This is a genomic window from Geothrix oryzae (genome assembly GCF_030295385.1).
GTDB lineage: Bacteria > Acidobacteriota > Holophagae > Holophagales > Holophagaceae > Geothrix > Geothrix oryzae.
This window is the reverse complement of record NZ_AP027079.1, coordinates 2,725,600-2,749,200: the sequence shown is the minus strand read 5'-3', so window position 1 is coordinate 2,749,200 and position 23,601 is coordinate 2,725,600. Positions and strand designations below refer to the sequence as shown.

The 23,601-nt window shown below is 69.0% G+C and carries 21 protein-coding genes and 2 tRNA genes; 14 read left to right on the top strand and 9 right to left on the bottom strand.

Annotation, left to right across the window (positions count from 1 at the left end; all coding sequences use genetic code 11):
- The first annotated feature begins 8 nt into the window (after positions 1 to 8).
- The 3 genes from QUD34_RS12630 (at position 9) to QUD34_RS12620 (ending at position 3,561) form a co-directional block, all read left to right on the top strand.
- Positions 9 to 1,202, top strand: a complete 1,194-nt coding sequence (locus QUD34_RS12630; RefSeq protein WP_286354065.1) for an amidohydrolase family protein — start codon at positions 9 to 11, stop codon at positions 1,200 to 1,202.
- Between the two features lie 140 nt (positions 1,203 to 1,342).
- The gene (locus tag QUD34_RS12625) at positions 1,343 to 1,795 is read left to right on the top strand and encodes a helix-turn-helix domain-containing protein (RefSeq protein WP_286354064.1); all 453 of its coding nucleotides are present in this window, start codon (positions 1,343 to 1,345) and stop codon (positions 1,793 to 1,795) included.
- 68 nt (positions 1,796 to 1,863) lie between these two features.
- Entirely contained in the window at positions 1,864 to 3,561 is a 1,698-nt protein-coding gene (locus QUD34_RS12620) for a DNA repair protein RecN (RefSeq protein ID WP_286354063.1), read from the top strand.
- Positions 3,562 to 3,606: 45 nt separating this feature from the next.
- Here QUD34_RS12620 and QUD34_RS12615 read toward each other — a convergent pair whose 3' ends face one another.
- The 3 genes from QUD34_RS12615 to der all read right to left on the bottom strand — a co-directional run bounded on the left by QUD34_RS12615 (position 3,607) and on the right by der (position 9,228).
- A complete protein-coding gene (locus tag QUD34_RS12615) occupies positions 3,607 to 6,036 on the bottom strand; it encodes a M4 family metallopeptidase (RefSeq protein WP_286354062.1) in 2,430 nt (809 codons plus the stop codon).
- A 271-nt stretch (positions 6,037 to 6,307) separates the two neighbouring features.
- The gene (locus tag QUD34_RS12610) at positions 6,308 to 7,564 is read right to left on the bottom strand and encodes a metal-dependent hydrolase family protein (RefSeq protein ID WP_286354061.1); all 1,257 of its coding nucleotides are present in this window, start codon (positions 7,562 to 7,564) and stop codon (positions 6,308 to 6,310) included.
- A gap of 83 nt (positions 7,565 to 7,647) precedes the next feature.
- Positions 7,648 to 9,228: a ribosome biogenesis GTPase Der gene (der, locus tag QUD34_RS12605; protein WP_286354060.1), complete on the bottom strand. Its 1,581-nt coding sequence runs from the start codon at positions 9,226 to 9,228 to the stop codon at positions 7,648 to 7,650.
- A 99-nt stretch (positions 9,229 to 9,327) separates the two neighbouring features.
- Here der and QUD34_RS12600 point away from each other — a divergent pair, with 99 nt between their 5' ends.
- The gene (locus QUD34_RS12600; protein ID WP_286354059.1) at positions 9,328 to 9,729 is read left to right on the top strand and encodes a nuclear transport factor 2 family protein; all 402 of its coding nucleotides are present in this window, start codon (positions 9,328 to 9,330) and stop codon (positions 9,727 to 9,729) included.
- Between the two features lie 187 nt (positions 9,730 to 9,916).
- Here the strand turns inward: QUD34_RS12600 and QUD34_RS12595 are convergent.
- Both QUD34_RS12595 and QUD34_RS12590 read right to left on the bottom strand, forming a co-directional pair.
- A tRNA-Asp gene (locus QUD34_RS12595) sits at positions 9,917 to 9,993 on the bottom strand.
- 28 nt (positions 9,994 to 10,021) lie between these two features.
- Positions 10,022 to 10,097: transfer RNA gene (locus QUD34_RS12590), tRNA-Val, on the bottom strand.
- Between the two features lie 193 nt (positions 10,098 to 10,290).
- Between QUD34_RS12590 and QUD34_RS12585 the strand changes: the two genes are divergently transcribed.
- From QUD34_RS12585 to QUD34_RS12550, 8 genes are all read left to right on the top strand, one after another.
- Positions 10,291 to 10,803 carry a F0F1 ATP synthase subunit B gene (locus tag QUD34_RS12585; RefSeq protein ID WP_286354058.1) on the top strand — a complete coding sequence of 171 codons (513 nt, stop codon included), beginning with the start codon at positions 10,291 to 10,293 and terminating at the stop codon, positions 10,801 to 10,803.
- A gap of 2 nt (positions 10,804 to 10,805) precedes the next feature.
- Complete coding sequence (locus QUD34_RS12580; protein ID WP_286354057.1) at positions 10,806 to 11,588, top strand: F0F1 ATP synthase subunit B; 783 nt, start codon at positions 10,806 to 10,808, stop codon at positions 11,586 to 11,588.
- Positions 11,585 to 12,127, top strand: coding sequence for an ATP synthase F1 subunit delta (atpH, locus tag QUD34_RS12575; RefSeq protein ID WP_286354056.1), 543 nt, complete (start codon positions 11,585 to 11,587; stop codon positions 12,125 to 12,127). The genes QUD34_RS12580 and atpH overlap by 4 nt, the downstream gene beginning before the upstream one ends.
- Positions 12,128 to 12,163: 36 nt before the next feature.
- The gene (atpA, locus tag QUD34_RS12570) at positions 12,164 to 13,732 is read left to right on the top strand and encodes a F0F1 ATP synthase subunit alpha (RefSeq protein ID WP_286354055.1); all 1,569 of its coding nucleotides are present in this window, start codon (positions 12,164 to 12,166) and stop codon (positions 13,730 to 13,732) included.
- Positions 13,733 to 13,736: 4 nt separating this feature from the next.
- Entirely contained in the window at positions 13,737 to 14,618 is an 882-nt protein-coding gene (gene atpG / locus QUD34_RS12565; RefSeq protein WP_286354054.1) for an ATP synthase F1 subunit gamma, read from the top strand.
- Between the two features lie 33 nt (positions 14,619 to 14,651).
- Positions 14,652 to 16,073, top strand: a complete 1,422-nt coding sequence (gene atpD / locus QUD34_RS12560) for a F0F1 ATP synthase subunit beta (protein ID WP_286354053.1) — start codon at positions 14,652 to 14,654, stop codon at positions 16,071 to 16,073.
- 62 nt (positions 16,074 to 16,135) lie between these two features.
- Complete coding sequence (gene atpC, locus QUD34_RS12555; protein WP_286354052.1) at positions 16,136 to 16,558, top strand: ATP synthase F1 subunit epsilon; 423 nt, start codon at positions 16,136 to 16,138, stop codon at positions 16,556 to 16,558.
- A 72-nt stretch (positions 16,559 to 16,630) separates the two neighbouring features.
- Positions 16,631 to 16,987 (top strand): Hpt domain-containing protein, encoded by a 357-nt coding sequence (locus QUD34_RS12550; protein WP_286354051.1) that lies wholly within the window; start codon positions 16,631 to 16,633, stop codon positions 16,985 to 16,987.
- Positions 16,988 to 17,020: 33 nt separating this feature from the next.
- Here the strand turns inward: QUD34_RS12550 and QUD34_RS12545 are convergent, their stop codons facing one another.
- Together QUD34_RS12545 and QUD34_RS12540 are read right to left on the bottom strand one after the other, a co-directional pair.
- Positions 17,021 to 17,782 (bottom strand): MBL fold metallo-hydrolase, encoded by a 762-nt coding sequence (locus QUD34_RS12545; RefSeq protein ID WP_286354050.1) that lies wholly within the window; start codon positions 17,780 to 17,782, stop codon positions 17,021 to 17,023.
- Positions 17,783 to 17,860: 78 nt separating this feature from the next.
- Positions 17,861 to 18,451, bottom strand: a complete 591-nt coding sequence (locus QUD34_RS12540) for a hypothetical protein (RefSeq protein ID WP_286354049.1) — start codon at positions 18,449 to 18,451, stop codon at positions 17,861 to 17,863.
- A gap of 110 nt (positions 18,452 to 18,561) precedes the next feature.
- Here QUD34_RS12540 and QUD34_RS12535 point away from each other — a divergent pair, with 110 nt between their 5' ends.
- Positions 18,562 to 19,605, top strand: a complete 1,044-nt coding sequence (locus tag QUD34_RS12535) for a tetratricopeptide repeat protein (RefSeq protein ID WP_286354048.1) — start codon at positions 18,562 to 18,564, stop codon at positions 19,603 to 19,605.
- A 108-nt stretch (positions 19,606 to 19,713) separates the two neighbouring features.
- Positions 19,714 to 20,589: a phosphoribosylaminoimidazolesuccinocarboxamide synthase gene (locus QUD34_RS12530; protein ID WP_286354047.1), complete on the top strand. Its 876-nt coding sequence runs from the start codon at positions 19,714 to 19,716 to the stop codon at positions 20,587 to 20,589.
- A gap of 6 nt (positions 20,590 to 20,595) precedes the next feature.
- Here QUD34_RS12530 and QUD34_RS12525 read toward each other — a convergent pair whose 3' ends face one another.
- Complete coding sequence (locus tag QUD34_RS12525; RefSeq protein ID WP_286354046.1) at positions 20,596 to 21,879, bottom strand: M16 family metallopeptidase; 1,284 nt, start codon at positions 21,877 to 21,879, stop codon at positions 20,596 to 20,598.
- Positions 21,876 to 23,579, bottom strand: coding sequence for a M16 family metallopeptidase (locus tag QUD34_RS12520; RefSeq protein WP_286354045.1), 1,704 nt, complete (start codon positions 23,577 to 23,579; stop codon positions 21,876 to 21,878). The genes QUD34_RS12525 and QUD34_RS12520 overlap by 4 nt, the downstream gene beginning before the upstream one ends.
- Between the last annotated feature and the right edge of the window lie 22 nt (positions 23,580 to 23,601).

Sequence of the window (23,601 nt, the reverse complement as noted above, 5' to 3'; positions counted from 1 at the left end):
GGGGTTCCATGCCGCACCGATTCAAGGCCATCTTCGACCACCATTCCCATGTGAGCCTCTACGCCGCCCTGCAGGGCACGCCGGGCCTCTCGACCTGCGCGGATTCGGGTGCGGCGCTGGAGCTCATGCGGGGGCTTCCAGAAGACCGGCTCTCCCTGGTCATGGGCTGGCACAGTGGGCGCCTGCCCCTGTCGGAGGCGGATCTGGCCGGTCTGCCCCCGGTGCTCCTGGTGAACTTCAGCCTGCACGGGCTGAGGCTCAGCCCGGAGGGGGCCCGACTGCTCCGGGACACGGATCCCGAACTGGTGGAGCGATGCGCCGACGCCGACTGGAGCGAGCGGAACCTGGGGCGCCTCCTGGGCCTGTACGGCCGTACCGCGGGGCTTTCGCCCGCCAAGCTGGAGACCTGGATCCAGGGCCTGGAGGCCGTGGGCATCGGTGCGGTGGAGGACATGCTCTTGACGGGGACGGAGGCCTGGCGGGCGATGCGCGCCTCGCGCTGGGCCGACCGCATGCCCTGGTGGACCGTCCCGGCGATCTTCGAGACCCTGCCCGCCGAGGCCCAGGCCGAGTGCGCCGGGCTGAAGTTCTTCACCGACGGGGCCCTGGGCGCCCGGACGGCGGCTCTGGATTCACCCTTCCTCGGCGGCGAGCCGGGCCTGCTCCTCCACGCCGACGAGGCGCTGCGGCAGATGCTGGCGGCCGCCCATCCCCATGGCAAGGCCATCGCCATCCACGCCATCGGCGACCGGGCCATCGGGCAGGTGCTGAACGGGCTGGAGGACCTGGAGCGGCAGGGACTCCGCTTCCCCTTGGTCCGCCTGGAGCATGTCCAGTTCATCACCCGGGCGCAGGCCAGGCGGGCCCGGGACCTGGGCCTGGTGCTCTCCATGCAGCCGAACTTCTCCAGCGACAGCGCGGACTATGCGGACCGCCTGGACGGGCCGCGTCTGGCGCGGAACAACCCCTTCCGGATGCTCATCGACGAAGTGGGGTTCAGGCCGGGGCGGGACCTGATCTTCGGTTCGGACGGCATGCCCCACGGACTGGCCTACGCGGCCCAGTGGGGCCTCTTCCCGCTGTTCGAGGGCCAGCGCTTGACCCTGGCGGAACTGCTGGCGGGCTATGGCTCCGCGCCGGGGAATCCAGCCTGGGGGGAGCTGGCCGTGGACGAGGCGGCCCGAAGCGTCCGGTTGCTTTAACCTGGGTCGGCAAGAAACGCCGATCCCGGGGCACGCGCCCCCGATCCCTGGTGAGCCTTCGCCTAAATCACTGGTCTTGTTTCACCTGGATTGCGATCAAAATGGAATGCCAGGAACCGCGCCACCCCAGGGGAGCCCCCATGCCCAACATCGCCTCACTGCTGAAGGCCGAGATTCTCCGCCTCGCCCGAAAAGAAGTCCGCAACGAACTCGAGAGCCTCAAGAAGGCCTTGAGCCACTCACGCTCGGAGATCGCACAGCTGAAGCGTCGGACGGATCAGCTCGAGAAGCTGCAAGCACGGGTTTCCAAACAGGTTCTGGGGAGGCCGACCCCCCCGAAAAGCGAAGAGAGCACCTCCCCCATTCGCTTCAGTGCGAAGCGGTTCGCCGCGCAGCGCCAGAAGCTCGGACTCTCTGCCGCAGACATGGGTCTGCTGCTCGGGGTCTCCGGCCAATCCATCTACCACTGGGAGGCCGAGAAGAGCCGCCCCCGGCAGGCCCAGCTGGCGGCCATCGCCGCCTTGAGGAAGATCGGGAAGCGAGAGGCGAAGCGCCGACTGGAGCAGCTGGGGAATCAGGGCGTCTCGGAATAGGCCGATCGAGACCTGAGCCGGAGCTTAGGGGGTCCGGCCTCGACCCGTCCTCCCGCTAGACTGGTCCCATGCTTTCATCCCTGAGAATCCAGAACCTGGCCCTGGTGGAGGATCTGTCCCTGGATTGGGGGCCGGGCTTCACGGTGCTCACGGGCGAGACGGGGGCGGGCAAGTCCCTGCTGGTGGACGCGCTCTCCCTCCTGGTGGGAGCCCGGGGCGATGGGGAACTGGTGCGCCACGGGGCGGAGCGGGCCACGGTCGAGGCTGTGGTGGAAGGGCGCTTCGAAGCCTGGCGGGGCTTTCTCGCCGAGCGGGGCCTGCCGGAGGAGCAGCCCGTGGTGCTGCGCCGGGAGGTGGGGGCCGGTCGCAGCCGGGCCTGGATCAACGGGGCCAGCTGCGCCCTGGCGGATCTGCGGGATGCGGGCCGCCTCTGGATGCGCCTCACGAGCCAGCATGATCATCAGTCCTTGCTGGGCGAGGAGCGCCACCTGGCGCTGGTGGACGAGGTGCTGGGCCTCGAGCCCTGTCTGGAGGTCGAGGCAGCGGCGGTACGCGCGGCCGAGGCCGCGCTGAAGGCCCGGCGCCGCAGCGAGGCCGAGCGGGAGCAGCGCCTGGAGCAGCTGGCCGAAGCCCTGGCCGACCTGGACAAGCTCGCGCCGAAGCCCGGCGAGTGGGCCCAGCTCCGGGCGGATCGCGAGCCCCTGCGCCACGCCGTGCATCTCGAGCAGGCGTTCCGGGAGGCCGCGGAAGCCCTGAATGCGGGACTGCCGAAAGTGGAACTGGCCCACAAGGCGCTGGTGCGGGCCGTGAACCACTGGCCGGACGCCATTGCCGAGCAGGACCGCCTGCGCTCCGTGACCCTGGAACTGGAGGATCTGCTGGCGCTGGTCCAGGACCAGGCCATCCGCTGGGCCAGCGCCGGGGCCGATCGCATCGAGGCCATGGAGGCCCGGCTGGCCCAGTACGAGCGCCTGGCCCGCCGCCACCGCTGCGAACCGGAGGAACTGCCGGTCCGGGCGCAGGCCCTGAGGGACGAGCAGCGCTCCCTCCTGGCCGGGGATGCGTCCGTGAAGGAACTGGAGGTCGCCCTGGCCAAGGTGGTGGAGGCCTACCGGGCCGCTGCGGAGGTCCTGCATGGGAAGCGGACCGCGGCCATCCCGAAGCTGGAGGCCGAGGTGCAGAAGCGTCTGGGGCGCCTGGGCATGAAGGGGGCGCGCCTTCAGCTGCGGCTGTCGCTGGCGGAGGAGGCTGGCAGTCCGGTGCAGCAGAGCGGCCGGTCCGTGCGCGTGGCCGCGCAGGGCTTCTCGGCCCTGGCCATCTGGATCGAACCCAATCCCGGCGAGGGTTTCCGGCCCCTGGCCAAGATCGCCTCCGGCGGCGAGCTGAGCCGCCTCATGCTGGCCCTGGTGGGCGCCGGCCTCGCCCCGGGTATCGGCGTTCGGGGGGCCGGGGTGAAGGACGCCCTGACCCTGGTGCTGGACGAGGTGGATGCGGGCCTGGGGGGCGAAACGGCCCTGGCCGTGGGCAAGGCCGTGGCGGAGCTGGGGCGGGCCCACCAGGTGCTGGCCGTCACGCACCTGGCCCAGGTGGCGGCCCGCGCCGACCGGCATGGCCGTCTGCACAAGGAGACCGAAGGCGGCCGCACCCGCAGCGCCCTGGGCTGGGTGGCAGGCGAGGCGCGCAACCGCGAGTTGGCGCGGCTCCTGTCCGGCCATCCCGACCGCCCCGAGGCCTTGGAGCACGCCAAGGTGCTGCTGGAGGGATGAAAAAGGGCCGCTCGGAAGCGGCCCTTTTCCCTGGATTCGTTCAGCCTACTTGACGCTCACATCGTCGACGACGAAGGAGGTCTGGAGGCTGCTGTCCTCCACGGCATAGAAGCGCAGGCGGACGGTCTGGCCCTTGTAGGCCGCCAGGCTCAGCGACTTCTGCGTGTAGCCGGCGCCCTTGTTCAGGTTCGAGTAGGTCGCGAGGGTGGCGAGCACGGTGCCGGAGGTGTTGAGGACCTGGACCTTCAGGGTGTCGTAGGCGGTGGTGGTGGTGGTTTCCGCCGAGTCGACATGGAGCCAGAAGGTCAGGGTGCCCGTGGCGGTGCTGGGGATGGCGATCTGCTGGTAGATGTAGTCGGTGTGGGCGGAGCCGTAGCCGCACATCCAGGCGTCGTAGGAGCCGGTGTGGGCGGCCTGGCCGGTGAAGGTGCCGATGACGCCGCTGGTCTGGGTCCAGCTGGTGGCGCCGCTTTCGAACCCGCCGTTCAGGATCAGCTCGGCGCCGGAGGTGGCGTTGGACACGGAGAAGGTGGCGGTGGTGCTGGTGCCCACATTGCCGGCCGCGTCATAGGCCTTGGCCACCAGGCTGTGGCTGCCGTTGGTCAGGGTGGTGCTGTCGAAGGTCATGCTGTAGGGGCTGGTGGTGTCCGTGCCCTTCAGCGCGCCGTCCACATAGAACTCCACCCGGCTCACGCCGACATTGTCCGAGGCGGTGGCGGAGAAGGTGATGGTGCCGCTGGTGCCGGACTCGGTGGCCGAGACGGTGGGGGCGGTGGTGTCCGTGGATCCACCCGACCAGGCGGCGCCCACATTGATGCCGTGGAAGGCATTCCAGACGGCCTGTTCCTCGGCGCCGCCGGCGCCGTAGAGATCCTTGGCGGAGCTGATGGCGGCCGTGCGGGCCGCGGCGTAGTTGGAGCTGGAGGTGAGGTAGGTGGTCAGGGCCCGGAACCAGATGGCGGCGGCCTTGTCATTGCCGATGCCCGTCATGCCGCTGGGCAGGTAGGTGGTGCTGGTGTTGCCGGTGGTGGTGGCGCCCTGGCTCAGGAAGTAGAAGCAGCGGTTCATGGGGCCGCTGGAGTAGTGCACATCCAGGCTGCCGACGGTCGAGGACCAGGCATCGGGGCTGGAGCCGTCCAGGCTGGGCTTGTACATGTAGCGCAGGGGCGTGGACGCGAGCTGCTCGCCGATGGTCCAGTTGCCGCCGGTGTTGCCGATGGTGGCGCCGGAGCCGCCGCGGGCGTAGAACTCGATCATGGTGCCGAAGATGTCGGAATTGGATTCGTTCAGGCCGCCCGACTCACCGGAATAGGTGAGGTTCGCCGTGCGGGCGCAGACGCCGTGGCTCATCTCGTGGCCGGCCACATCGAGGGCGGTGAGCGTGGTGAAGGACGAGCCGTCGCCGTAGGTCATGCAGAAGCAGCTGTCGGACCAGAAGGCGTTGTCGTAGCTGTTGCCGATGTGGACGCGGCTGTAGGTGGCGGTGCCGGCACCATCGATGCCGTTGCGGCCGAAGACGCTCTTGTAGAAGTCCCAGGACTTGACCATGCCGAACATGGCGTCCACCGCGGCGGTTTCGCCGTTGGCGGCCGTGGTGGAGGAGCCTTCCACATAGTTGGCGCCATCGCCCCAGGTGTTGTCGGCGTCCGTGTAGAGGGTGCCGGCAGCCGTAGAGGTGGTCGCGGCGTGGGCCGAGTTGGTCACCACATTGTTGCCGAAGGTGCCGCCGGTGCCGCGGGTCATGTCCCGCAGCTCGTAGGTGGTGCCGGTGTAGTTCGTGGGGAGGGAGACGACGCCGTTGTACTGGCTGTTGCCGGTGCCGGTGGCGGCCGTGGTGTGGAGGGTGTTCCACTTCTTCAGGATGGCGCCGGTGTGGGCGTTCACGAGGTAGTCGGTGTGGCGGATGCCGTCGGCCTCGTTCTCGAGCTCGGTGTGGACATGGTAGGCCAAGGTGTGCCGGAGCACCTGGCGGGTCACATCGTCGGCATTCAGCTGGTCGAGGGCGCGCTTCCCGGGGCGGGTGACTTCCACCATCTCGGGATAGACCACCAGCTCCGTGGTCGGGGCGTAGGCGAAGGGGCCCTTGGGGGCCAGGTCGGACTGGGCCGCCGCCAGCGCTTCCCCCTCGCTCAGCGAAGGCATCACATTGATGGTGATGTTCCGGTGCAGGGCGTTGGTCAGCGGGAGTTCGGCGCCGTCCTTGCCGGTGTGGGTGATGGCGTCGCCGCCCCAGACCTTCACGCCCTTGTAGGTCTGCTGGAAGTGGCCATGGGTCTGGCCCAGCTGGTCTGAGTGCGAGTCGCGGAGCCGGAAGGCATGATCGGCATCCAGGCCCAGCTGGGTGCGCTCCGCCAGGAGGCGGTCGGCGGCGGCGTTCACGCGCAGGGATTCCTGCGGGGAACGGGCGGTCAGGGAACCGGCGGCGAGGGCCGCGGTCAGGAAGGACAGGGCCATGCGGCCCTTAGTCGTTGCCATGGGCAACTCCTTCAGGAAGGGGAAGAGGGTTCGCGACCGCCCCGGCTCTTCCGGCCTGGACGGCGCCCAGGCTTCGCGAGCGAAGACCTTGGGATCACGGGGGGGAAGAAAGAACGGAAGTGAGACCGTCAGCTTCCCGGCCCGTCCAGGGCCCCACAAGTTAAGGCTTGTTAATTTTTATGAGAATCAATTCTATTTGACAAAATACGATCTAACTATATTATTTAAAATAATTAATAACATATCTGTGAATCGTAATTGGAGGTTTTGATCAAGGCTCGCGACGGACGATGCGGCCCTCGCGCAGCACGAACCGCACCTGTTCGAGGGTGGTGATGTCCTTCAGGGGGTCGCCGTCCACCGCGATGATGTCCGCGGTGCGGCCGGCTTCCAGCGTGCCGATCTCGCCCTCGAGCCGCAGCAGTCGGGCGGCGGTCACGGTGGCGCTCTGGATGGCCTGCAGGGGCGTCATGCCGTAGCTCACGAGGTACCGGAAATCCATGGCCACCTGGCCGTGCTCGAAGACGCCGATGTCGGTGCCGTAGGCGATGGGAACGCCGGCCTCCAGGGCGGCCTTGAACCCGGCCCGGCGCAGGGGCAGGATGGCGCGGGCCTTGGCCAGGGAACCCTGGGGCACCTTGTAGGGATTGCCCGGCAGCAGGATGGATTCGAGGGCATAGAGCGTGGGCACGAGGAAGGTGCCGCGGGCCTTCATCTCCCTGGCGGTGGCGGGGCTCAGCAGGCTCCCGTGCTCGATGGAACGGACGCCGGCCACCGTGGCCTCGAGGATGCCGGCGTCGCCGTGGGCGTGGGCGCAGACATCCATGCCGCGCCGGTTGGCCTCGTCGACGATGGCCTTGAACTCCGCCGGACTGAAGCTGGGGGCGGCGGGATCGTCGTGGTTGGACAGCACGCCGCCCGTGGCGTGGATCTTGATGAGGTCCACGCCGCGCTTGCGCCATTCCCGGACGGTGTGCCGGGCCGCATCGGGGGAATCCACGATGTGCTCATCCTGGGTGTGGAGGTGGGGGGGAAACCCGTTGAGGTCACCGTGTCCTCCGGTGATGGAGAGGGCGGGGCCGGCCACCAGCAGGCGGGGGCCGGGGACATCGCCGCGGGCGATGGCTTCGCGCAGCGCCACATCGCCGAATCCGGCGGAGGCGCCCACATCCCGCACCGTGGTGAAGCCGGCTTGGAGGACCTTGCGGGCATTCACCACGCCATCGAGGATCAGAGCCCCCTGGCTGCGCTTGAGGTAGCCCAGCTCGCCCAGGCCCGCGGGGATGAGCAGGTGGGTATGGCAGTCGATGAGGCCCGGCAGCAGGGTGCGATCACCCAGATCGAGCGTTTCCGCACCCGCGGGCGGGGCGCCGGGCTGGATGCGGCCATCCTTCACCCAGACTTGGCCAGGGGTCTCGACCCTCCCGGTACGGACATCCAGCAGCCGCGCCGCCTTCAGGACGAGCGGGCGCTCCTGGGCGCAGAGCGCGAGGCCGAGGAGGCTGACGAGGAGGCAGCGCAGGATCATGGGGGCTCCGGGGAGGTGGCCTACGATAGCCCAAAGCCCCATCCCGCGCCCCCCGTTTCCATGACCTCGGGGGCCCGGGGCCTCTACACCTTCTTGGTGGACTTCTGCCGGATGCGCTTGGGCGGCGCGCCCTTGCCCCTCTTCGGCGCCTGCTTGGCGGCGGGCTTGGGGCCTTCCTTCTTCTTGGGGCGCGGCCGGGCCTTGACCTTGTCCACCCGCTGGGCCTGGAGGGACTCGTTGCTGCGGGAGGGCTTCAAGCCCTCGCCGGGATCCAGGATGCGGCGCACCGGGGCCACTTCCGGCTCCTCGCCCTCGCCGGTCTTCTTCTTCTGGACGCTGAGGCGCAGGGGCACGCCCGCCAAGCCGAACTGCTCCCGGAGCCGGTTCTCCATGTAGCGCACATAGCTGAAGTGCAGGCCCCGGTCCGTGTTGGCCTTCACCACGAAGCTGGGGGGCCGCACGCCCACCTGGGTCATGAAGTAGAGCTTGGGGAGCTTGCCGTCGATGGCATGTGGGCTCATGGCGCTCACGGTCTCACGCAGGAACCGGTTCAGCTCGCCCGTGGGGATGCGGCGGCCGTGGGCCTCCGCCAGCGTATCGATCATGCCGAAGAGTTTCGACACGCGCTGTCCCGTGAGCGCCGAAAGGAAGATCATGGGCGCGTGGTGCAGGAAACCCAGGCTGCGGCGCAGGTCCTCCTCGGCGCCGTAGATGGTGTGGGTGTCCTTCTCGACGAGATCCCACTTGTTCACCACGAGGATGACGGCGGCCCCGGCCTCCTGGGCGTAGCCGGCGATGACGGCGTCCTGATGGGTGGCGCCTTCCACGGCATCCAGCAGGAGCAGACTCACATCGGCCCGGGCCATGGCCTGCTTGGCCTTGAGGATGCTGAGCTTCTCTGCACCCTCGTGGGTCTTGCCCTTCTTGCGGATGCCGGCGGTGTCGATCATCCGGTAGACCCGGTCCTTCACATGGAAGACCGTGTCCACGGTATCGCGCGTGGTGCCGGCGACCTCGCTGACGAGGCTGCGCTCGTAGCCCAGCAGGCGGTTCGTGAGGGACGACTTGCCCACATTGGGCCGGCCGATGAGGGCGAAGCGCAGCTCGTCGGACAGGGAGTGGCTCTCGGCCTCCTCCGGTGTGCGGTGGAAGGGCAGGCGGGCCCGCAGGGCCTCGATCAGCTCGGGGACGCCCGCCCCGTGGGCGGCCGAGATGGCCAGCACCTCGTCGAAGCCCAGCCCGTAGAAGCCGGCATCGGGCGCGCCGCCCTTCATGCCGTCGAGCTTGTTGATGACGAGGAGGATGGGCTTGCCCTGGCGGCGCAGGCGCGCGGCGATCTCCTCGTCGCCGGCGGTGAGGCCGTCGTGGCCGTCCACCAGCAGGATGGCGACATGGGCTTCGCCCAGCGCGGCCTCGGCCATGCGGGTGATGCCCTGGGTGATGACATCGTCGCCCTCGAAGTCCAGGCCGCCGGTGTCCACCAGCTCGAAGATCTCCTCGGCCTCGCCCTCCTCGCTCAGGCAGGTGACGCGGCCGTAGCTGCGGTCCCGGGTCATGCCCGGCAGGTCGTGGACCAGGGCCGCGCGGCTGCGGGTGAGCCGGTTGAAGAGGGTGGACTTGCCCACATTGGGGCGTCCGCAGAGGGCGACGAGGGGCAGTTTCATAGTTGTTCCAAGCCTTCCAGTCTATCGGGCATGGGGCGAAAGGGCACGGGCGGATTTCGCGGGGGCGGCTACAGTGGACCGATCTTCCCCGGGGTGTCCATGATCCGTCCTCTGTCCATGCTCGTCGTCTCCTCGATTCTGACGGCGGCCCCCACCCCGAAGGTCCTCAGTCCCACCGCCACGGTGCAGAAGCAGATCGAGACCTTCAACGCCCACGACCTGGAGGGCTTCCTGGCCCTCTTCGCGGAGGAGGTGGAAGTCTCCGAGATTCCCGCCACCTCGGCCCCCACCGGCAAGGCCCGGCTCCGGGAACTCTACGCGGCGCGCTTCCAGGCGAATCCCGACCTTCACGCCTCCGCGGAGGCCCAGATGGTGTCCGGGGACTTCGTGATCCAGAAGGAGAAGATCAAGGGCCGGGCGGGCAAGGAGCCCCTCGTGGCCGTCACCATCTACCAGGTGAAGGCAGGGAAGATCGTGCGGATGTGGTCGTTGAGGGAATAGGGGGGACAGCCCCGCCTTTCACCTCGTCCCATACCATCGAGGGCTCGAACGCGTCTCCGTCGCCCTTTGGGCTAGGATCCGCCGGTCTCGTTCGGCGCCACATCAAGTGGCGCCTCGGCGAGCCCACTCGCGGGTTCGGGCCCCTCGGCCCCGCCGCAAAAAAAACGCGCCCAGGGGGCGCGTTTTTTGGCGGGGCTGACGGGGCTCGAACCCGCGACTTCCAGCGTGACAGGCTGGCACTCTAACCGACTGAGCTACAACCCCTTGCGTTTGTTGCATTTCACCAGGTAACTGGTGGGCGATGACGGGCTCGAACCGCCGACATGCTGCGTGTAAGGCAGCTGCTCTACCGACTGAGCTAATCGCCCGAATCGCCGAACCCTGATGTTCACACACGATGCGGGAGGGGTCAAGGCCAAAGCTCTGCGTTGAGGGATCCAGACTGGTCTGGTAAGGTTTTAAGACTTCCGTGCCAGGGGTTCCCGCGGACCAACGCTGGCGTCGGTGTGACCCTGGTCGACCCATCGGCCGTGGCCTAGGGATGTTTCTGGAGGGTGGCCTGTGGCGCTGCTGGAACTGGCGAATCTGACGCTCCGAACCCCGGACGGGGACGGCCCCGTGGCGCGCATCCTGGCCCAGATGCCGGATCCCATGCGGCCGGACCTGCCGGCCATCCTCTTCGTGATCGTCCTGCTCGTGGTGCTCTACCTCTACCTCCGCGTGGTCTTCTTCCAGCCCATCACGAAGGTGATGGCGGACCGCGACCGCGACCTGAGTGCCGGCGGCGACGCCAAGGCCCAGGCCTCCGCGCAGCTCGAGGCCCGGCAGAAGGACTACCAGGGGCGCCTGAAGGATCTCCGCGCCCAGGCCTTCGAGCGGCGCAAGGCCCTGGCGGACGCCGCGAGCCGGGAGAAGCAGGGCCTGCTCGACGAGGCGCGCACCAAGGCCCAGGCCGAACGGCAGACGGCGGTGGCATCCCTGAAGGCGCAGCAGGCGGAAGCCCGTCAGAACCTGCTGGCCCAGGTGGATGCGCTCTCCGAGTCCATGGCCCAGACCCTTCTGAAGCAGGCCTGAGCATGACAATGTTGACCCGACTGACCCTCTCCGCCGCCCTGGCGTTCAGCCCCCTGGGGCTCGCGGCCCAGGCGCACGACGCCCACGCGGCCCCCGCCGCCGAGAAGCACGAAGCTCAGCCCGCCGGCCATGAGGCCCAGCCCTCGGGGCATGACGGCCAGGCCGCAGGGCATGACGCCCCGGCCGCCGGTCACGGGGTCCCCGAGGCTGGCCACGAGGCCGCCCCCGGGCATGGCGACACCCACGGTGGCGCCCACCATGGCCCGGCCATGAAGCTCTTCGGCAAGGAATACGGCAACCTGGGCGCCTTCCTGGTCCAGCTGATGAACTTCGCCATCTATGGCGCGGCCCTGTTCTTCATGCTGAAGGGCGCCCTGTCGGTCATGTTCAAGTCCCGCAAGGAAGAGCTGGAGACGCTGCTTGCCCAGGCGGCGAAGGACAAGGCCGAGGGCGAGGCCCAGATGAAGGACATGGAAGCGAAGATGGCCGGGCTCGAAGGCGAGCTGGCGGGCATCCTCGCCAAGGCCGAGGCGGATGGCGAGGTCGAGAAGCAGCGGCTGCTCGAGGCCGCCAAGGCCGAGGCCGTCCAGATCCTGGCGCAGGCCCAGGCCGAGATCGGCTTCCAGAAGCGCCAGGCCGAACAGGAACTGCGCGCCCTCGTGGCGGAGCTGGCCGTGGAAGGTGCCGCCAAGCGCCTGGAGGCCAAGCTGCAGGGGCCCGAGGCCGCCAAGGCCGCCGGCGGGGTCATTGATCGTGCCATTCAGCAGATTGGAGGCGCCCAGTGAGCAGCCGCCTGACCGCCCGGCGCTACGCCAAGGCCCTTCTCCAGATCGGCGACCAGCAGGGCAATGTGCCCCAGCTGCAGCAGGAGCTGGACATGGTGGCCGCCGCCGTGGCTGCCAACGCCGACCTCTCCCGTCTGGTGGCCTCGCCCCTGGTGCTCCCCACCAAGAAGGCGGAAGTCTTCGAGACCATTCTCGCCAAGGCCAATGTCAGCCAGACCCTGCGGCACTTCTTCCGCGTGGTGGCCGAGGCTGGCCGCCTGAACCTCCTGCCGGAGCTCCGCCGGACCTTCGCGGATCTGGTGGATGAGCGGGCGGGCATCGTCGAGGCCAAGGTGGCCAGCGCCCAGCCCCTCAGCGAGACCCAGGCCCAGGCGCTGGTGGCCTCCCTGGCCGCCCGCACGGGCAAGACGATCCGCCTCACCTGGAGCCAGGATGCCGCCCTTCTGGGCGGTCTCAAGGTGCAGGTGGGCTCCACGGTTCTGGATGCCTCGCTCCAGGGCCAGCTCCGCCAGCTCAAGACCCAGCTTCTCTCCGCTTAATTCATTCGCTTTCAACTCGCAGGTTTGGAGGACTTCATGGACATTCGCGCGGAAGAGATTTCCCGCATCATCCGCAGCCAGATCGAAGGCTTCGACGCCCAGGTGGATGTGGCCGAGGTCGGCACCGTCATCAGCGTCGGTGACGGCATCGCCCGCGCCTACGGCCTCGAGAAGGCCATGGCCGGCGAGCTGCTGGAACTCCCGCACGGCGTCATGGGCCTGGCCTTCAACCTGGAAGAGGACAATGTCGGCATCATCCTGCTGGGCGACGCCGCCGCCATCAAGGAAGGCGACACCGTCAAGCGCACCGGCAAGATCATGTCCGTGCCCGTGGGCCCCGCCTTCGTGGGCCGCGTGATCGACGCCCTCGGCAATCCCATCGACGGCAAGGGGCCCATCCAGGCCGCCAAGACCAACCCCATCGAGCAGATCGCCCCCGGCATCGTGGACCGCAAGAGCGTGCACGAGCCCATGCAGACCGGCCTCAAGGCCATCGACAGCCTGATCCCCATCGGCCGGGGCCAGCGCGAGCTGATCATCGGCGACCGCCAGACGGGCAAGACCGCCGTGGCCGTGGACACGATCATCAACCAGCGCGACACCGGCGTGATCTGCATCTATGTGGCCATCGGCCAGAAGCGCTCCACCATCGCCCAGGTGGTGAAGACGCTCGAGGAATACGACGCCATGAAGCACACCATCGTGGTGGCCGCTTCCGCCTCCGAAGCCGCCCCGCTGCTCTTCCTGGCGCCCATGACCGGCGCGGCGCTTGGCGAGTACTTCATGTGGCACGGCAAGGACGGCCAGCCCGCGGGCAAGGACAACCCCGGCGGCCACGTCCTCTGCATCTACGACGATCTGTCCAAGCAGGCTGCGGCCTACCGTGAAATCTCCCTGCTGGTGCGCCGTCCTCCCGGACGCGAAGCCTACCCTGGCGATGTGTTCTACCTCCACTCCCGCCTGCTGGAACGCGCCTGCAAGCTCAGCGATGAGCGCGGCGCGGGATCGCTGACGGCCCTGCCGGTCATCGAGACCCAGGCCGGTGATGTGTCCGCCTACATTCCCACCAATGTCATCTCCATCACCGACGGCCAGATCTTCCTCGAGAGCGATCTCTTCAACGCCGGCGTCCGTCCGGCCGTGAATGTGGGCATCTCCGTGAGCCGCGTGGGCGGTTCCGCCCAGGTGAAGGCCATGAAGTCCGTGGCCGGCACCATCAAGCTCGACCTGGCCCAGTACCGCGAGCTGGCGGCCTTCGCCCAGTTCGGGTCCGATCTTGACAAGGCCACCCTGGCCCAGCTGAACCGTGGCCAGCGCCTGGTGGAGATCCTGAAGCAGGGCCAGTACCAGCCCATGGCCGTGGAGAAGCAGGTGGTCATCATCTGGGCCGCCACGAACGGCTACGCGGACGACCTGCCGGTCGCCCAGGTGCGCCGCTTCGAATCCGAGCTGATGGCCTACCTCGATGTGAACGCCCCCGAGGTGCTGCGCGGCATCCGCGACACCAAGGTGCTGAGCGACGACGCCAAGGCCCAGCTCAAGACCCAGGTGGCGGCCTTCAAGGAGACCTTCCAGGCCTCCCTGAACCAGACCGCGGGAGCCTAGTCCGATGGCCGGTCTCCAGGACATTCGCCGCCGCATCCGGTCGGTGAAGAACACCCAGCAGGTCACCAAAGCGATGAAGATGATCTCCGCGGTCAAGCTGCGGAAGTCTCAGGAGCGCCTGGTGGCCCTGCGCCCCTACGCCGGCAAGATGATGGAAGTCGTCCGCCGCGTCGTGGGCCGCATCAAGGGTGACGCCGAGATCCAGCCGGGCCCCGCCGCCCAGGCCTTCCTGTCCCCCCGCGAGGAGAAGCGCATCCGCGTGGTTCTCGTGGCCTCGGACAAGGGCCTCTGCGGCGGCTTCAACGCCAATGTGCTCAAGGCCGCCAACGCCTTCGTGGCCGAGTGCCCCGCCGAGATCGTCCATCTGGATGTGGTGGGCAAGCGCGCGGCCGAATGGGCGCGGAAGCGCAACATGACACCGGCCGGGGAGTATCTCGGCCTCCCGCTCACGGGCTTCCAGCGGGTGGTGACCGAGATCTCCGCAAGCGCCGCCGCCCAGTACCATGCGGGCGAGATCGACGCGCTCTATGTGATCTACAACTACTTCAACAGTGCCGTGGCGCAGACGCCCACGGTGTTCCGGGTCTTCCCCATGGAGCTGGATCGCCGTGCCGAAGGCCGCGATGCCGTCGAAGTGTCCCACCTGCTCGAACCCGATCCCAACGCGGTGCTGGAGACCCTGCTGCCCCGCTTCGTGGAGACGGAGCTGCTCCGCAACCTGCTGGAGAGCAGCGCCTCCGAGCATGGCGCCCGCATGGCGGCCATGGACAAGGCCAGCAGCAACGCCGGCGACATGATCGCCAAGCTGACCCTGACCATGAACAAGATCCGCCAGGCCAGCATCACCAACCAGATCATCGAGATCGTGTCCGGCGCCAACGCCTAAGCTTTTCTGCCCATTCCTTCGTCGAGGTCCCCCATGTCAACGAACCTTCAAGGCCGCGTGATCGCCATCGTCGGTCCCGCCGTGGATGTCGAGTTCGGCAGCCACCTGCCCGAAATCATGAACGCCCTGCTTACTGACATCGCCGGCGTCTCCGTCACGCTGGAGGTGCAGCAGCACCTCGGCGAGAACCGCGTCCGCTGCGTGGCCATGCAGCCCACCGAGGGCATGGTCCGCGGCCAGGTCGTGACCGACACCGGCAAGCCCATCAATGTGCCCGTGGGTCCCGAGACCCTGGGCCGCATCATCAATGTGGTGGGCGATCCCGTGGATGAGCGCGGCCCCATCGGCCACAAGATGACGCTGCCCATCCACCGCGAGGCCCCCAAGTACGAAGACCTGAACACCTCGTCCGAGATGTTCGAGACGGGCATCAAGGTCATCGACCTGCTGGAACCCTACGCGAAGGGCGGCAAGACGGGCCTCTTCGGCGGCGCCGGCGTGGGCAAGACCGTGCTCATCATGGAGCTCATCAACAACATCGCCAAGGGCCACGGCGGCTACTCCGTGTTCGCGGGCGTCGGCGAGCGCACCCGCGAGGGCAACGACCTCTGGCACGAGATGATGGATTCCGGCGTCATCGACAAGAACGACCTGTCGAAGAGCAAGGTGGCGCTCATCTACGGCCAGATGACCGAACCGCCCGGAGCCCGTGCCCGCGTGGCGCTCACCGGCCTCACCGTCGCCGAGTACTTCCGCGATGTGGAAGGCAAGGATGTGCTGCTCTTCGTGGACAACATCTTCCGCTTCACCCAGGCCGGCGCCGAAGTGTCCGCGCTGCTGGGCCGCATGCCCTCCGCCGTGGGCTACCAGCCCACCCTCGCCACGGAAATGGGCGAGCTGCAGGAGCGCATCACCTCCACCAAGAAGGGCTCCATCACCTCGGTGCAGGCCGTGTATGTGCCCGCGGACGACTACACGGACCCCGCGCCCGCCACCACCTTCGCCCACCTGGACGCCACGACGAACCTCTCCCGTGAGATCGCGGCCCTCGGCATCTACCCCGCCGTGGATCCCCTGGCCTCCACCAGCCGCCTGCTGGATCCCCGCATCCTCGGCGACCACCACTACAACACCGCCATGCGCGTGAAGGCGATCCTGCAGAAGTACAAGGAGCTGCAGGACATCATCGCCATCCTGGGCATGGACGAACTGAGCGACGACGACAAGCTCGTGGTGGCCCGCGCCCGCAAGATCCAGCGCTTCCTCAGCCAGCCCTTCTTCGTGGCCGAGCAGTTCACGGGCATGCAGGGCAAGTATGTGAAGCTCGAGGACAGCATCAAGGGCTTCAGTGAGATCTGCGACGGCAAGTGGGACCACCTGCCCGAGCAGGCCTTCTACCTCGTCGGCACGATCGAAGAAGCCGTCGAGAAGGCCGAGAAACTGGCCGCCGTATAGTCTTGTCTTTCTCCAACTCGGAATCCGCGCAGGCGGATTCCGAGCCTTGAAAAGAGCCCGCCATGTCTCAGACCATCAAATTGGAAGTGGTGACCCCGGAGCGGCCGGTGTTCTCGGCCGAGGTGGCCGAGGTGCAGTTCCCCACCGCCACCCGCGGGTACTACGGCATCCTGCCGGGCCACACGCCGCTGATGACCGAAGTCGGCGACGGCCTCCTGTACTACATCCAGGAAGGCCAGAAACACTGGATCACGGTCTTCGGCGGCTTCGCCGAGGTGGGCCCCGACCGCGTCACCATCCTGGCCCGCGAAAGCGAGACGGTGGACATGATCGATCTGGAGCGGGCTGAGGCTTCCCGCCAGCGGGCCCTCACGCTCCTCAAGGAAGCCCAGACGGAGCACGACATCGCCGCCGCCCAGGCCAAGCTCAACGCCAGCCTCACCCGCCTGCAGGCCGCGGGCCACCCCGCCGGCCACGGCTTCTGAGCCTGGCCGCCGCGAGCGGGCGGACGATGCGGATCCGGGTGACCCTGGATCCGCTTGCTTTCTGGAGACCTCTTGTCTGATCTGCTGATCCTCGATCCCCGGCCCCTGCGGGACCTCCTCGACATCGGGGCGGGACCGGAGCTGGTGCAGGAACTGATCGGGCTTCTCAAGGAGGATGCGCCCCCCCGCGTCGCCTCCGTGCAGGCCGCTCTGGCCGCTGGAGACGCCGCGACGGCCATCCAGGAGGCCCATCAGCTGAAGGGGGCCCTGGGCAATCTCGGGCTGCAGAAATTCGCGGACCTTGCCGCCCAGATCGAGGTCCATGCCCGTGAGGGTCGCCTCGACCCGGCGCGCGGGCTGGCAGGGCTCCTGCCGGCCGCCTACGAGGAGGCTCTGGTCGCGCTCGAGAGCGCCTTCCCGGAACCCTGACGATCTGCCCCGATCAGACCTGCGGGGCGGCTTCTACCAGACCAGCCGCTCGTCCTGGGTCAGCAGGCGGACGCGGGCATCGCCCAGGGCCTCGAGCTGGGGCAGCATGGTGGCTTTGTCGCCGGGGGTCAGATGATAGATCCGCACCGGCACGGCGCGACGGAGCTTCGCGAGCTCGGCACCCAGCTTGGCGGGGGTGAGGTGCTTGGAGGCTTCCGCCAGCCAGGCCTGCTCGTTGGGGAAGCTGGCCTCTGTGATGACCAGCCGCAGGTTCGGCGTGGCGTTGGCCACCTCCCAGATGCGGTCGGTTTCGGCGGTGTCGCTGGTGAAGATGAAGGCGTCCTTCCCGTCATCCACCTTGTAGCCCACGCAGGGCACCAGGTGGTTCACGCGGATGGGGGTGATGTGGAGGCCGCACACATGGTACGAGCACTCGGGCTCGATCTCCGTGTAGCGGATGGTGGGATCGTTGGGGCTGGGGATCACGCTGAAGTCGGGCCACAGCTCGTCGTTGAAGAGATGGCGCCGAAGCACATCGAGGGTTTCGGGCAGGGCGTGGATCTCCACGGCCTCGTGCGTGTGGCCGAAGATGTTCTTGGTGAAGAAGGGCAGCGTGCAGATGTGGTCCAGGTGGGAGTGGCTGAGGAACACATGCTGGATCTTCACCTGCTCGGCCACGGTCAGGGCGGCCGTGATGGAGCCCGCGTCGATGGCCACGCAGCCGTTCACCAGCAGCCCCGTCAGGCGCTCGCCGTCGGCTTCCCCGCCACTGCAGCCCAGGATCCGGAGTTCCATCGTCCCTCGGAGAATGAGCCTCCATCATACGGAAAAGGGGCGCCGGGAAGCGCCCCTTTCACGCCCGGCGAGCCTGGATCAGAACCGGATGCCGCCGTAGACGCCGATCTGCACCTGGGGTGCCAGGGCTTCAGTGAGATCCTGGCGCGTGTTGGTGGTGTCCTTCTTGGTGAGGGGCGCGGCCACCTCGAAGAGGAAGAAGGGGCTCACCACGGGGGTGGGGATGCTGAAGCCCACATTCACCCGGGCCCAGGGACGACCCAGGGTGCTGTCGGTGCTGGCCCCGGAGGTGGGGCGGAAGCTGAGCTTCTCGGAGCGGTATTCCACGCCGGCGCCCACATTGACGAGGAGCTTCCAGTTCACCATGGCGCCCGCGGCCCAGTACTGGTTCTCCAGCTCGCCGTACTTGGTGCCGCCATAGGTCAGGTCGCCGGTGGTCTTGTTGTGCCAGGTGGCATTCACCTGGAGGGCGGCCACCTTGAGGTCGAGCACATCGAAGCCCCCGCGGATGCCGAAACCCGTGGGGCTCACGGCGTCGTATTTCTGAGTGCCGAGGGCACCCGACGCGGCCTGGGCCTTGCCCACCTGCTTGTCCAGCAGGAGGCCCACCTCGCCACCGAAGGCTGGAAGTACGGCCAGCATGGGCACGAACAACAGCGTCTTTCGCATGGGAAGCCTCCAAATCAGACGAATACTGCATCATCGGCCCGGAACCCCACCCGGTCAACCTCCTTTGGATCGAGGATGTACGGTCCGGGCGACTTTGCTACCCTCCAGGGATGCGGGCCCACCTGCGCTTCCTGATCCTGGACGATTTCGACCCCGATACCGGGGAGTTGGCGCTGCGCGTGGCCTTCCAGCCCGGCCCCGACCCCGGCCTCGAGTTGATCCGTCTCAGGCTCCACCTGGGCCGGACGGGGAACCCCCTGGACCCTCTCAGCCGCGAGCTGCGGACCCATGTGCAGATGCCGGTGCCCCCCCTTTGGGAGCATGGCCTCAAGACGATCGTCCACGCCATCGAAGAGGAACTGGCCGCTCCCGAGGGGCGCAATCCCCTGCGCTACCTGTGGGTGCGGACCCAGCTGCTCCATCCCGCCGATCCGGCCCACTCCACCCCGAACCATCCCGTGCCTCGGCAGGTGGAGGTGCTCCGGGACTGGGCCAACCGGCTGGATCAGGAGGGGCAGACCCTGCGCGCCGCCGAGATCCTGGACCGCCTGCTGCTGCTGGCGCCCAAGGATGTGGCCAGCCTCGCCTACCTGGCCAGCTTCTTCCGGGCCCAGGGTATGGCCGAGGAGATGGCCGCGGTGGCGGAGCGGTGGATCAAGGCGGAGCCCGGACGCGTGGAGGCGCACCTGCGCCAGGGCGAGGCCCTGTTGCGCCTGGGCCGCGCCCAGGAGGCCCGCGCCACCTTCGAGGCCGTGCTGAAGATCCATCCCGTCCACCTCCTGGCCCACCTCGGCATGGCCCAGGCCCTCGGCCTGATGGGGGGGAATCCCTTCCCCCACCTGGACGCCGCCCAGGAGCTGGATCCGGCGGCCACGGCCTCGGTGCTGCGGGAGACCTTCGACTACCGGCTCCTCGCGCCTCCGGAAGGGGACCGGCTCCACGGGCTGGATGGACTGCCCTCGCTGCTGGGCATCTCCGGGGCCGAGGTCCAGGACTTTGTCCAGTTCCTCGGCCTTCCGCTCAGCGGACCCGAGGGGACCGTGCGCGAGTCGGAGCTGGCCCGCTGGGCGGGCGTCATGAACCGCTACGCCCTGCTGCCCGGGGGGCTGCACTGGTCCGCACCCACGCCGCGGCATCTCCCTGAACTGGCCTGAACCCGGGTTGATGGCTCTGAAAGGCGGAGGGTCCAGCCCGGTTCTGCAGCGTCTGCTTGGCCTGGCGGTCCGGGTCTTGCGATGATGGGGTTTGCCCCGGGGAGTCCCATGTCCGTCCTGCTCAGCACCGACCTGCCCTTTCCCGTCTTCCGCCGGGGCAAGGTCCGGGATGTGTACGACCTCGGGACCGAGCTGCTCATCGTCGCCACGGACCGCATCAGCGCCTTCGACTGCGTGATGCCCGAAGGCATTCCCGACAAGGGGCGCCTCCTCACCGCGGTGGCGTCCTACTGGTTCGCGGCCACGGAGGATCTGGTGCCGAACCACTTCCGCGGCCACCCCGGCTGGCCCGCGGCCCTGGAGGCCCACCGGAAGGACCTGGCCGGGCGCGCGGTCATCGTGGAGAAGACCCGGCCCCTGCCCGTGGAATGCGTGGTGCGGGGCTATCTGGCCGGCAGCGGCTGGAAGGAATACCAGGCCGGCGGCAGCGTCTGCGGCGTGGCGCTGCCGCCGGGACTCCGCCTGGCGGACCGGTTGCCCGAGCCCATCTTCACGCCTGCCACCAAGGCCGAGGAAGGTCACGACGAGAACATCAGCTTCGAGCGCATGGCCGGCATCGTGGGTGCGGAACTGGCAACCCGGCTGCGGGATCTCAGCCTGGCCCTCTACCGGCGCGGCGCCGAGCTGGCGGCCCGGAAGGGGATCCTGCTGGCCGATACCAAGTTTGAATTCGGCCTCAGCATCTCGGGCGAACTGCTGCTCATCGACGAGGCGCTCACGCCCGACAGCAGCCGCTACTGGCTGGCCGACAGCTGGGCGCCCGGCCAGAATCCGCCGAGCCTGGACAAGCAGTTCCTCCGCGACTACCTGGAAACCCTGCCCGATTGGAACAAGCAGCCCCCGGCGCCGCACCTCCCGGAGGCCGTGATCCAGGGGATCCGCGCCCGCTACCTGGACCTCGCGGGGCGCTTCGGCATCGACTAGCTCGACTTAATTCTTCTTCAGGACCTCGGGGTCCCCCGTCAGGCCGATGCGCAGGTGGGCCGGCTCCAGCCAGCGGCGCAGGGCGCCGTTCAGGGCCTCCAGGGTAAGGGCCTCCAGGCGGGCGGGGCGGACGGCCCGGCCGCGAATCTCCTTCATCGCCTCGGCGATCCGGGCCTCGGGATGGAGGGTGAGCAGGGCCCGCCCCTCGGTCCACGCGGCCCGGGCGCGGCGCAGATCCGTCTCGGTGAACCCGCGCCGCCGCAGGGCCTCCAGGCGCGCACCGAGGCTGGCCCGGGCGGCGCGGGCGGAGGTCTCGCCATCCAGCGTGGCCACCAGGCACGGCGGTTCGATCCGCAGCTTCGCGGGGAAGAGGGCGGGATCCTCCGGCAGCAGCAGCATGAGCAGGGCTTCCGCCTCCGGCGCGAGGTCAGCGGGGGCGGCGGCCACGACCTGGGCCTGCAGGGGGGCGCCGGGCGCGGGGATCAGAAGCGGGCCCGGCTCCGTGGCGGCCGGACTGGGTGTGGCCGGGGTCGTGGTTGCCGGGGCATTGGGGGCCGGAGCGACGGAGGCCGGAGGTGCCGGGGGCGCGGCCGTCCAGGTGCCGAAACTCAGCAGCACGAGCCGCTTCGCCTGTTCCAGGCCCAGGTCGCCATGCAGGATCAGCACGGCCCGATCGGGGCGGAAGGCCCGGGCCCGGAAGGCCAGCAGGTCCTCCAGGGTGACGGCGCCCAGACCGGCGATGGTCGGCGTGCGGAGGGACTGTTCCGGTTCGAGGGCGCGGCGCAGCCGCGCATGGGGCGAGGCGTCCAGGCGGCCGGCCTCCCGCCAGCAGGCGAGGCGCTGGATCTCCAGGACGAAGGGATCGAAGACCGCCCGGAGCACCCGGTCCGCCAGCAGGCCGAGGGCCCGGTCCTGATCCCGGCTCCGGGCCACCAGGCGCCAGGAGATGCCTTCGTGGTCCAGCCCCTGGACCAGACGGATCCCCGAGCCCTCCAGGGCTTCGTCGATGTCCTGGGCCTTTAGGGAGCCTGCATCGGCCTGGTCCAGCATGCGCAGGGCCAGGACCGCCAGTTCGGGGCGGCCAGGCGGCCCGTCGCCGGGCTCCAGGTCCAGCTGGAGGCGGATCCGCACCAGGGGGCGCTCGTGATCCTCCAGGTGCACCACGCGGAGACCGTTGGGCAGGGTGAACCGTTGGATGCCGGCGGAGCCCGCGGGGGACTGGGCCCAGATCAGGCCCGGGAGGGCGAGGGTCGCCCAGACGGTGGTCAGGGCCGCAGCCAGGGGTTTCATCGTTTCTCCGGAGCGAGCTGGGCCTCGAGCAGCTTGAGGGTGCGGAGGCGCTCGCTGGCATTGAGCATCCGGAGCTGCCGGAGGCCTTCGGCCACCAGGTGCTCGCGCTGGGCGAGATCCTCGATACGCGTGGCGGCCAGGGCCTTCAGGACCCGGGCCATCTCGGCATCCAGCGGATCCTTGCCCTCGTCGGCGTCCGGTTGCAGCAGGACGGTGGTGCGGTGCGTGGGCCTCAGCCAGGTCCGTGCCGCGGTCTGGACGGCCTCGGGGCCGAGGGTCCGCAGGCGCTGGATCTCCAGGTCCGAGAGGCGCCAGTCCCCGCCCTCGACCCAGGCGAGGCCCAGGTTCCGGGCCAGGCTGGCGGGGTCGTCCTGGGTGACGAGGTGGTCCACCTCGAGACGGGCCAGGGCCTTCTGCCATTCGTCCAGGGGGATGGGCTCCTGCTGGAGGCGCAGGATCTCCGTGTGCAAGGCGCCTTCCACTTCCGCGAGGCTGTGCCCCTCGGCCGGAGTCAGGTCGGCGACCAGGAGGCCCCGCAGCCGGCCGCCGGGCACATCCAGCTGGATTTCCGTGTGTTCGGCCAGCGCCTTCTGGGCCACGAGCTTGAGGGGCAGGCGGCTCGACCGGCCACCCCCGAGCAGTTGGGCCGCCATGCAGAGCGCGAGGTGGTCAGCCTGGGCCCGGGGAGGGATGCGCCAGCCCACCAGCAGGCGGGGGGCCGCTCCCAGGGCGGCCTGGACCCTCCGGTCCCCCAGGTCCGCGGGGATCTCCGGGAGGATCGGATCCTCGACTTCCTTGGTGGCTGGGAGGAGACCGAAGTGGCGCTCCACGACGGGGCGTACCGCATCCATGCCGAGGCTGCCCACGACGACCAGCATGAGGCGATCCGGGCCGCAGGCATGGCGCGCCCAGGCCCGCAGGTCGGAGCGGCGCAGGGCCTCGATCGCCGGCAGGTTGTCGGCTAGGTCGCGGCCATAGGGGTGGCCGGGCAGGGCTGCGCCCCGCAGCAGGGCGATGCCCTGACGCCCGGGCAGCCGAAGGTCCGCGATGAGCGCCGAGCGGGCCTCGGAAAAGCGGCTCAGCTGGAGTACGGCCAGGCGCTGGGCCTCGGTGCGGCACCAGAACTCGAAGGCTTCGGTGGGAAGCTCGGTCTGCACCACCAGGGCATCCGGCCCGGCGCTGGCGGTCTGGCGCCCACCCCTGGCCGCGTAGGCGTCCGCCAGCGGCGAGGCCGAAAACCGGGCCCGCAGGGTGGCCTGCAGGGCCTGGAGGCTCGACTCCAGGGCCGGGGCCTGGGTGGCCGTGGCGGGATCCTTCTGCAGGCGCAGCCGCTCCAGGCGGAGGGCCTCCAACAGCCCCTCCTCCTGCTGCAGGAGGGCATCCAGAGAGGTCGGTCCATGGGTGGAATCCAGGTCCTCGGGCCAGGTGGCGCCATAGAGGGCCCGGGCCAGCAGGTCCGTGGCGCCGGCCAAGGCCGGGGGCTCCTCGGCCCGGCCCCGGCGGAAGACCAGGGTCGCGTGGAAGGCCGTCAGGTCGCGCCGCTCGACGACCAGGAGGCGGATCCCGTTCGCCAGCCGCCGTTCCTGGACATCACTCAGGCCGGGGGCCGGGCCAGAAACTGAGCCCGCAGCCTGAGCCCCCAGGCTGGAGGGGGTGAGAAGCCCGGAGATGGCGACGAGGATCGGGACCAGGAATCGCATGGTCCCCAGGGTAGCCCGGGAG

What these genes read in the sequence shown, in the direction of transcription:
- QUD34_RS12630 (WP_286354065.1), top strand. Translation starts at nt 9, where the DNA reads ATGCCGCACCGATTCAAGGCCATCTTCGACCACCATTCCCATGTGAGC.
- QUD34_RS12625 (WP_286354064.1), top strand. Translation starts at nt 1,343, where the DNA reads ATGCCCAACATCGCCTCACTGCTGAAGGCCGAGATTCTCCGCCTCGCC.
- QUD34_RS12620 (WP_286354063.1), top strand. Translation starts at nt 1,864, where the DNA reads ATGCTTTCATCCCTGAGAATCCAGAACCTGGCCCTGGTGGAGGATCTG.
- QUD34_RS12615 (WP_286354062.1), bottom strand. Translation starts at nt 6,036, where the DNA reads ATGGCAACGACTAAGGGCCGCATGGCCCTGTCCTTCCTGACCGCGGCC.
- QUD34_RS12610 (WP_286354061.1), bottom strand. Translation starts at nt 7,564, where the DNA reads ATGATCCTGCGCTGCCTCCTCGTCAGCCTCCTCGGCCTCGCGCTCTGC.
- der (WP_286354060.1), bottom strand. Translation starts at nt 9,228, where the DNA reads ATGAAACTGCCCCTCGTCGCCCTCTGCGGACGCCCCAATGTGGGCAAG.
- QUD34_RS12600 (WP_286354059.1), top strand. Translation starts at nt 9,328, where the DNA reads ATGATCCGTCCTCTGTCCATGCTCGTCGTCTCCTCGATTCTGACGGCG.
- QUD34_RS12580 (WP_286354057.1), top strand. Translation starts at nt 10,806, where the DNA reads ATGACAATGTTGACCCGACTGACCCTCTCCGCCGCCCTGGCGTTCAGC.
- atpA (WP_286354055.1), top strand. Translation starts at nt 12,164, where the DNA reads ATGGACATTCGCGCGGAAGAGATTTCCCGCATCATCCGCAGCCAGATC.
- atpG (WP_286354054.1), top strand. Translation starts at nt 13,737, where the DNA reads ATGGCCGGTCTCCAGGACATTCGCCGCCGCATCCGGTCGGTGAAGAAC.
- atpD (WP_286354053.1), top strand. Translation starts at nt 14,652, where the DNA reads ATGTCAACGAACCTTCAAGGCCGCGTGATCGCCATCGTCGGTCCCGCC.
- atpC (WP_286354052.1), top strand. Translation starts at nt 16,136, where the DNA reads ATGTCTCAGACCATCAAATTGGAAGTGGTGACCCCGGAGCGGCCGGTG.
- QUD34_RS12545 (WP_286354050.1), bottom strand. Translation starts at nt 17,782, where the DNA reads ATGGAACTCCGGATCCTGGGCTGCAGTGGCGGGGAAGCCGACGGCGAG.
- QUD34_RS12540 (WP_286354049.1), bottom strand. Translation starts at nt 18,451, where the DNA reads ATGCGAAAGACGCTGTTGTTCGTGCCCATGCTGGCCGTACTTCCAGCC.
- QUD34_RS12535 (WP_286354048.1), top strand. Translation starts at nt 18,562, where the DNA reads ATGCGGGCCCACCTGCGCTTCCTGATCCTGGACGATTTCGACCCCGAT.
- QUD34_RS12530 (WP_286354047.1), top strand. Translation starts at nt 19,714, where the DNA reads ATGTCCGTCCTGCTCAGCACCGACCTGCCCTTTCCCGTCTTCCGCCGG.
- QUD34_RS12525 (WP_286354046.1), bottom strand. Translation starts at nt 21,879, where the DNA reads ATGAAACCCCTGGCTGCGGCCCTGACCACCGTCTGGGCGACCCTCGCC.
- QUD34_RS12520 (WP_286354045.1), bottom strand. Translation starts at nt 23,579, where the DNA reads ATGCGATTCCTGGTCCCGATCCTCGTCGCCATCTCCGGGCTTCTCACC.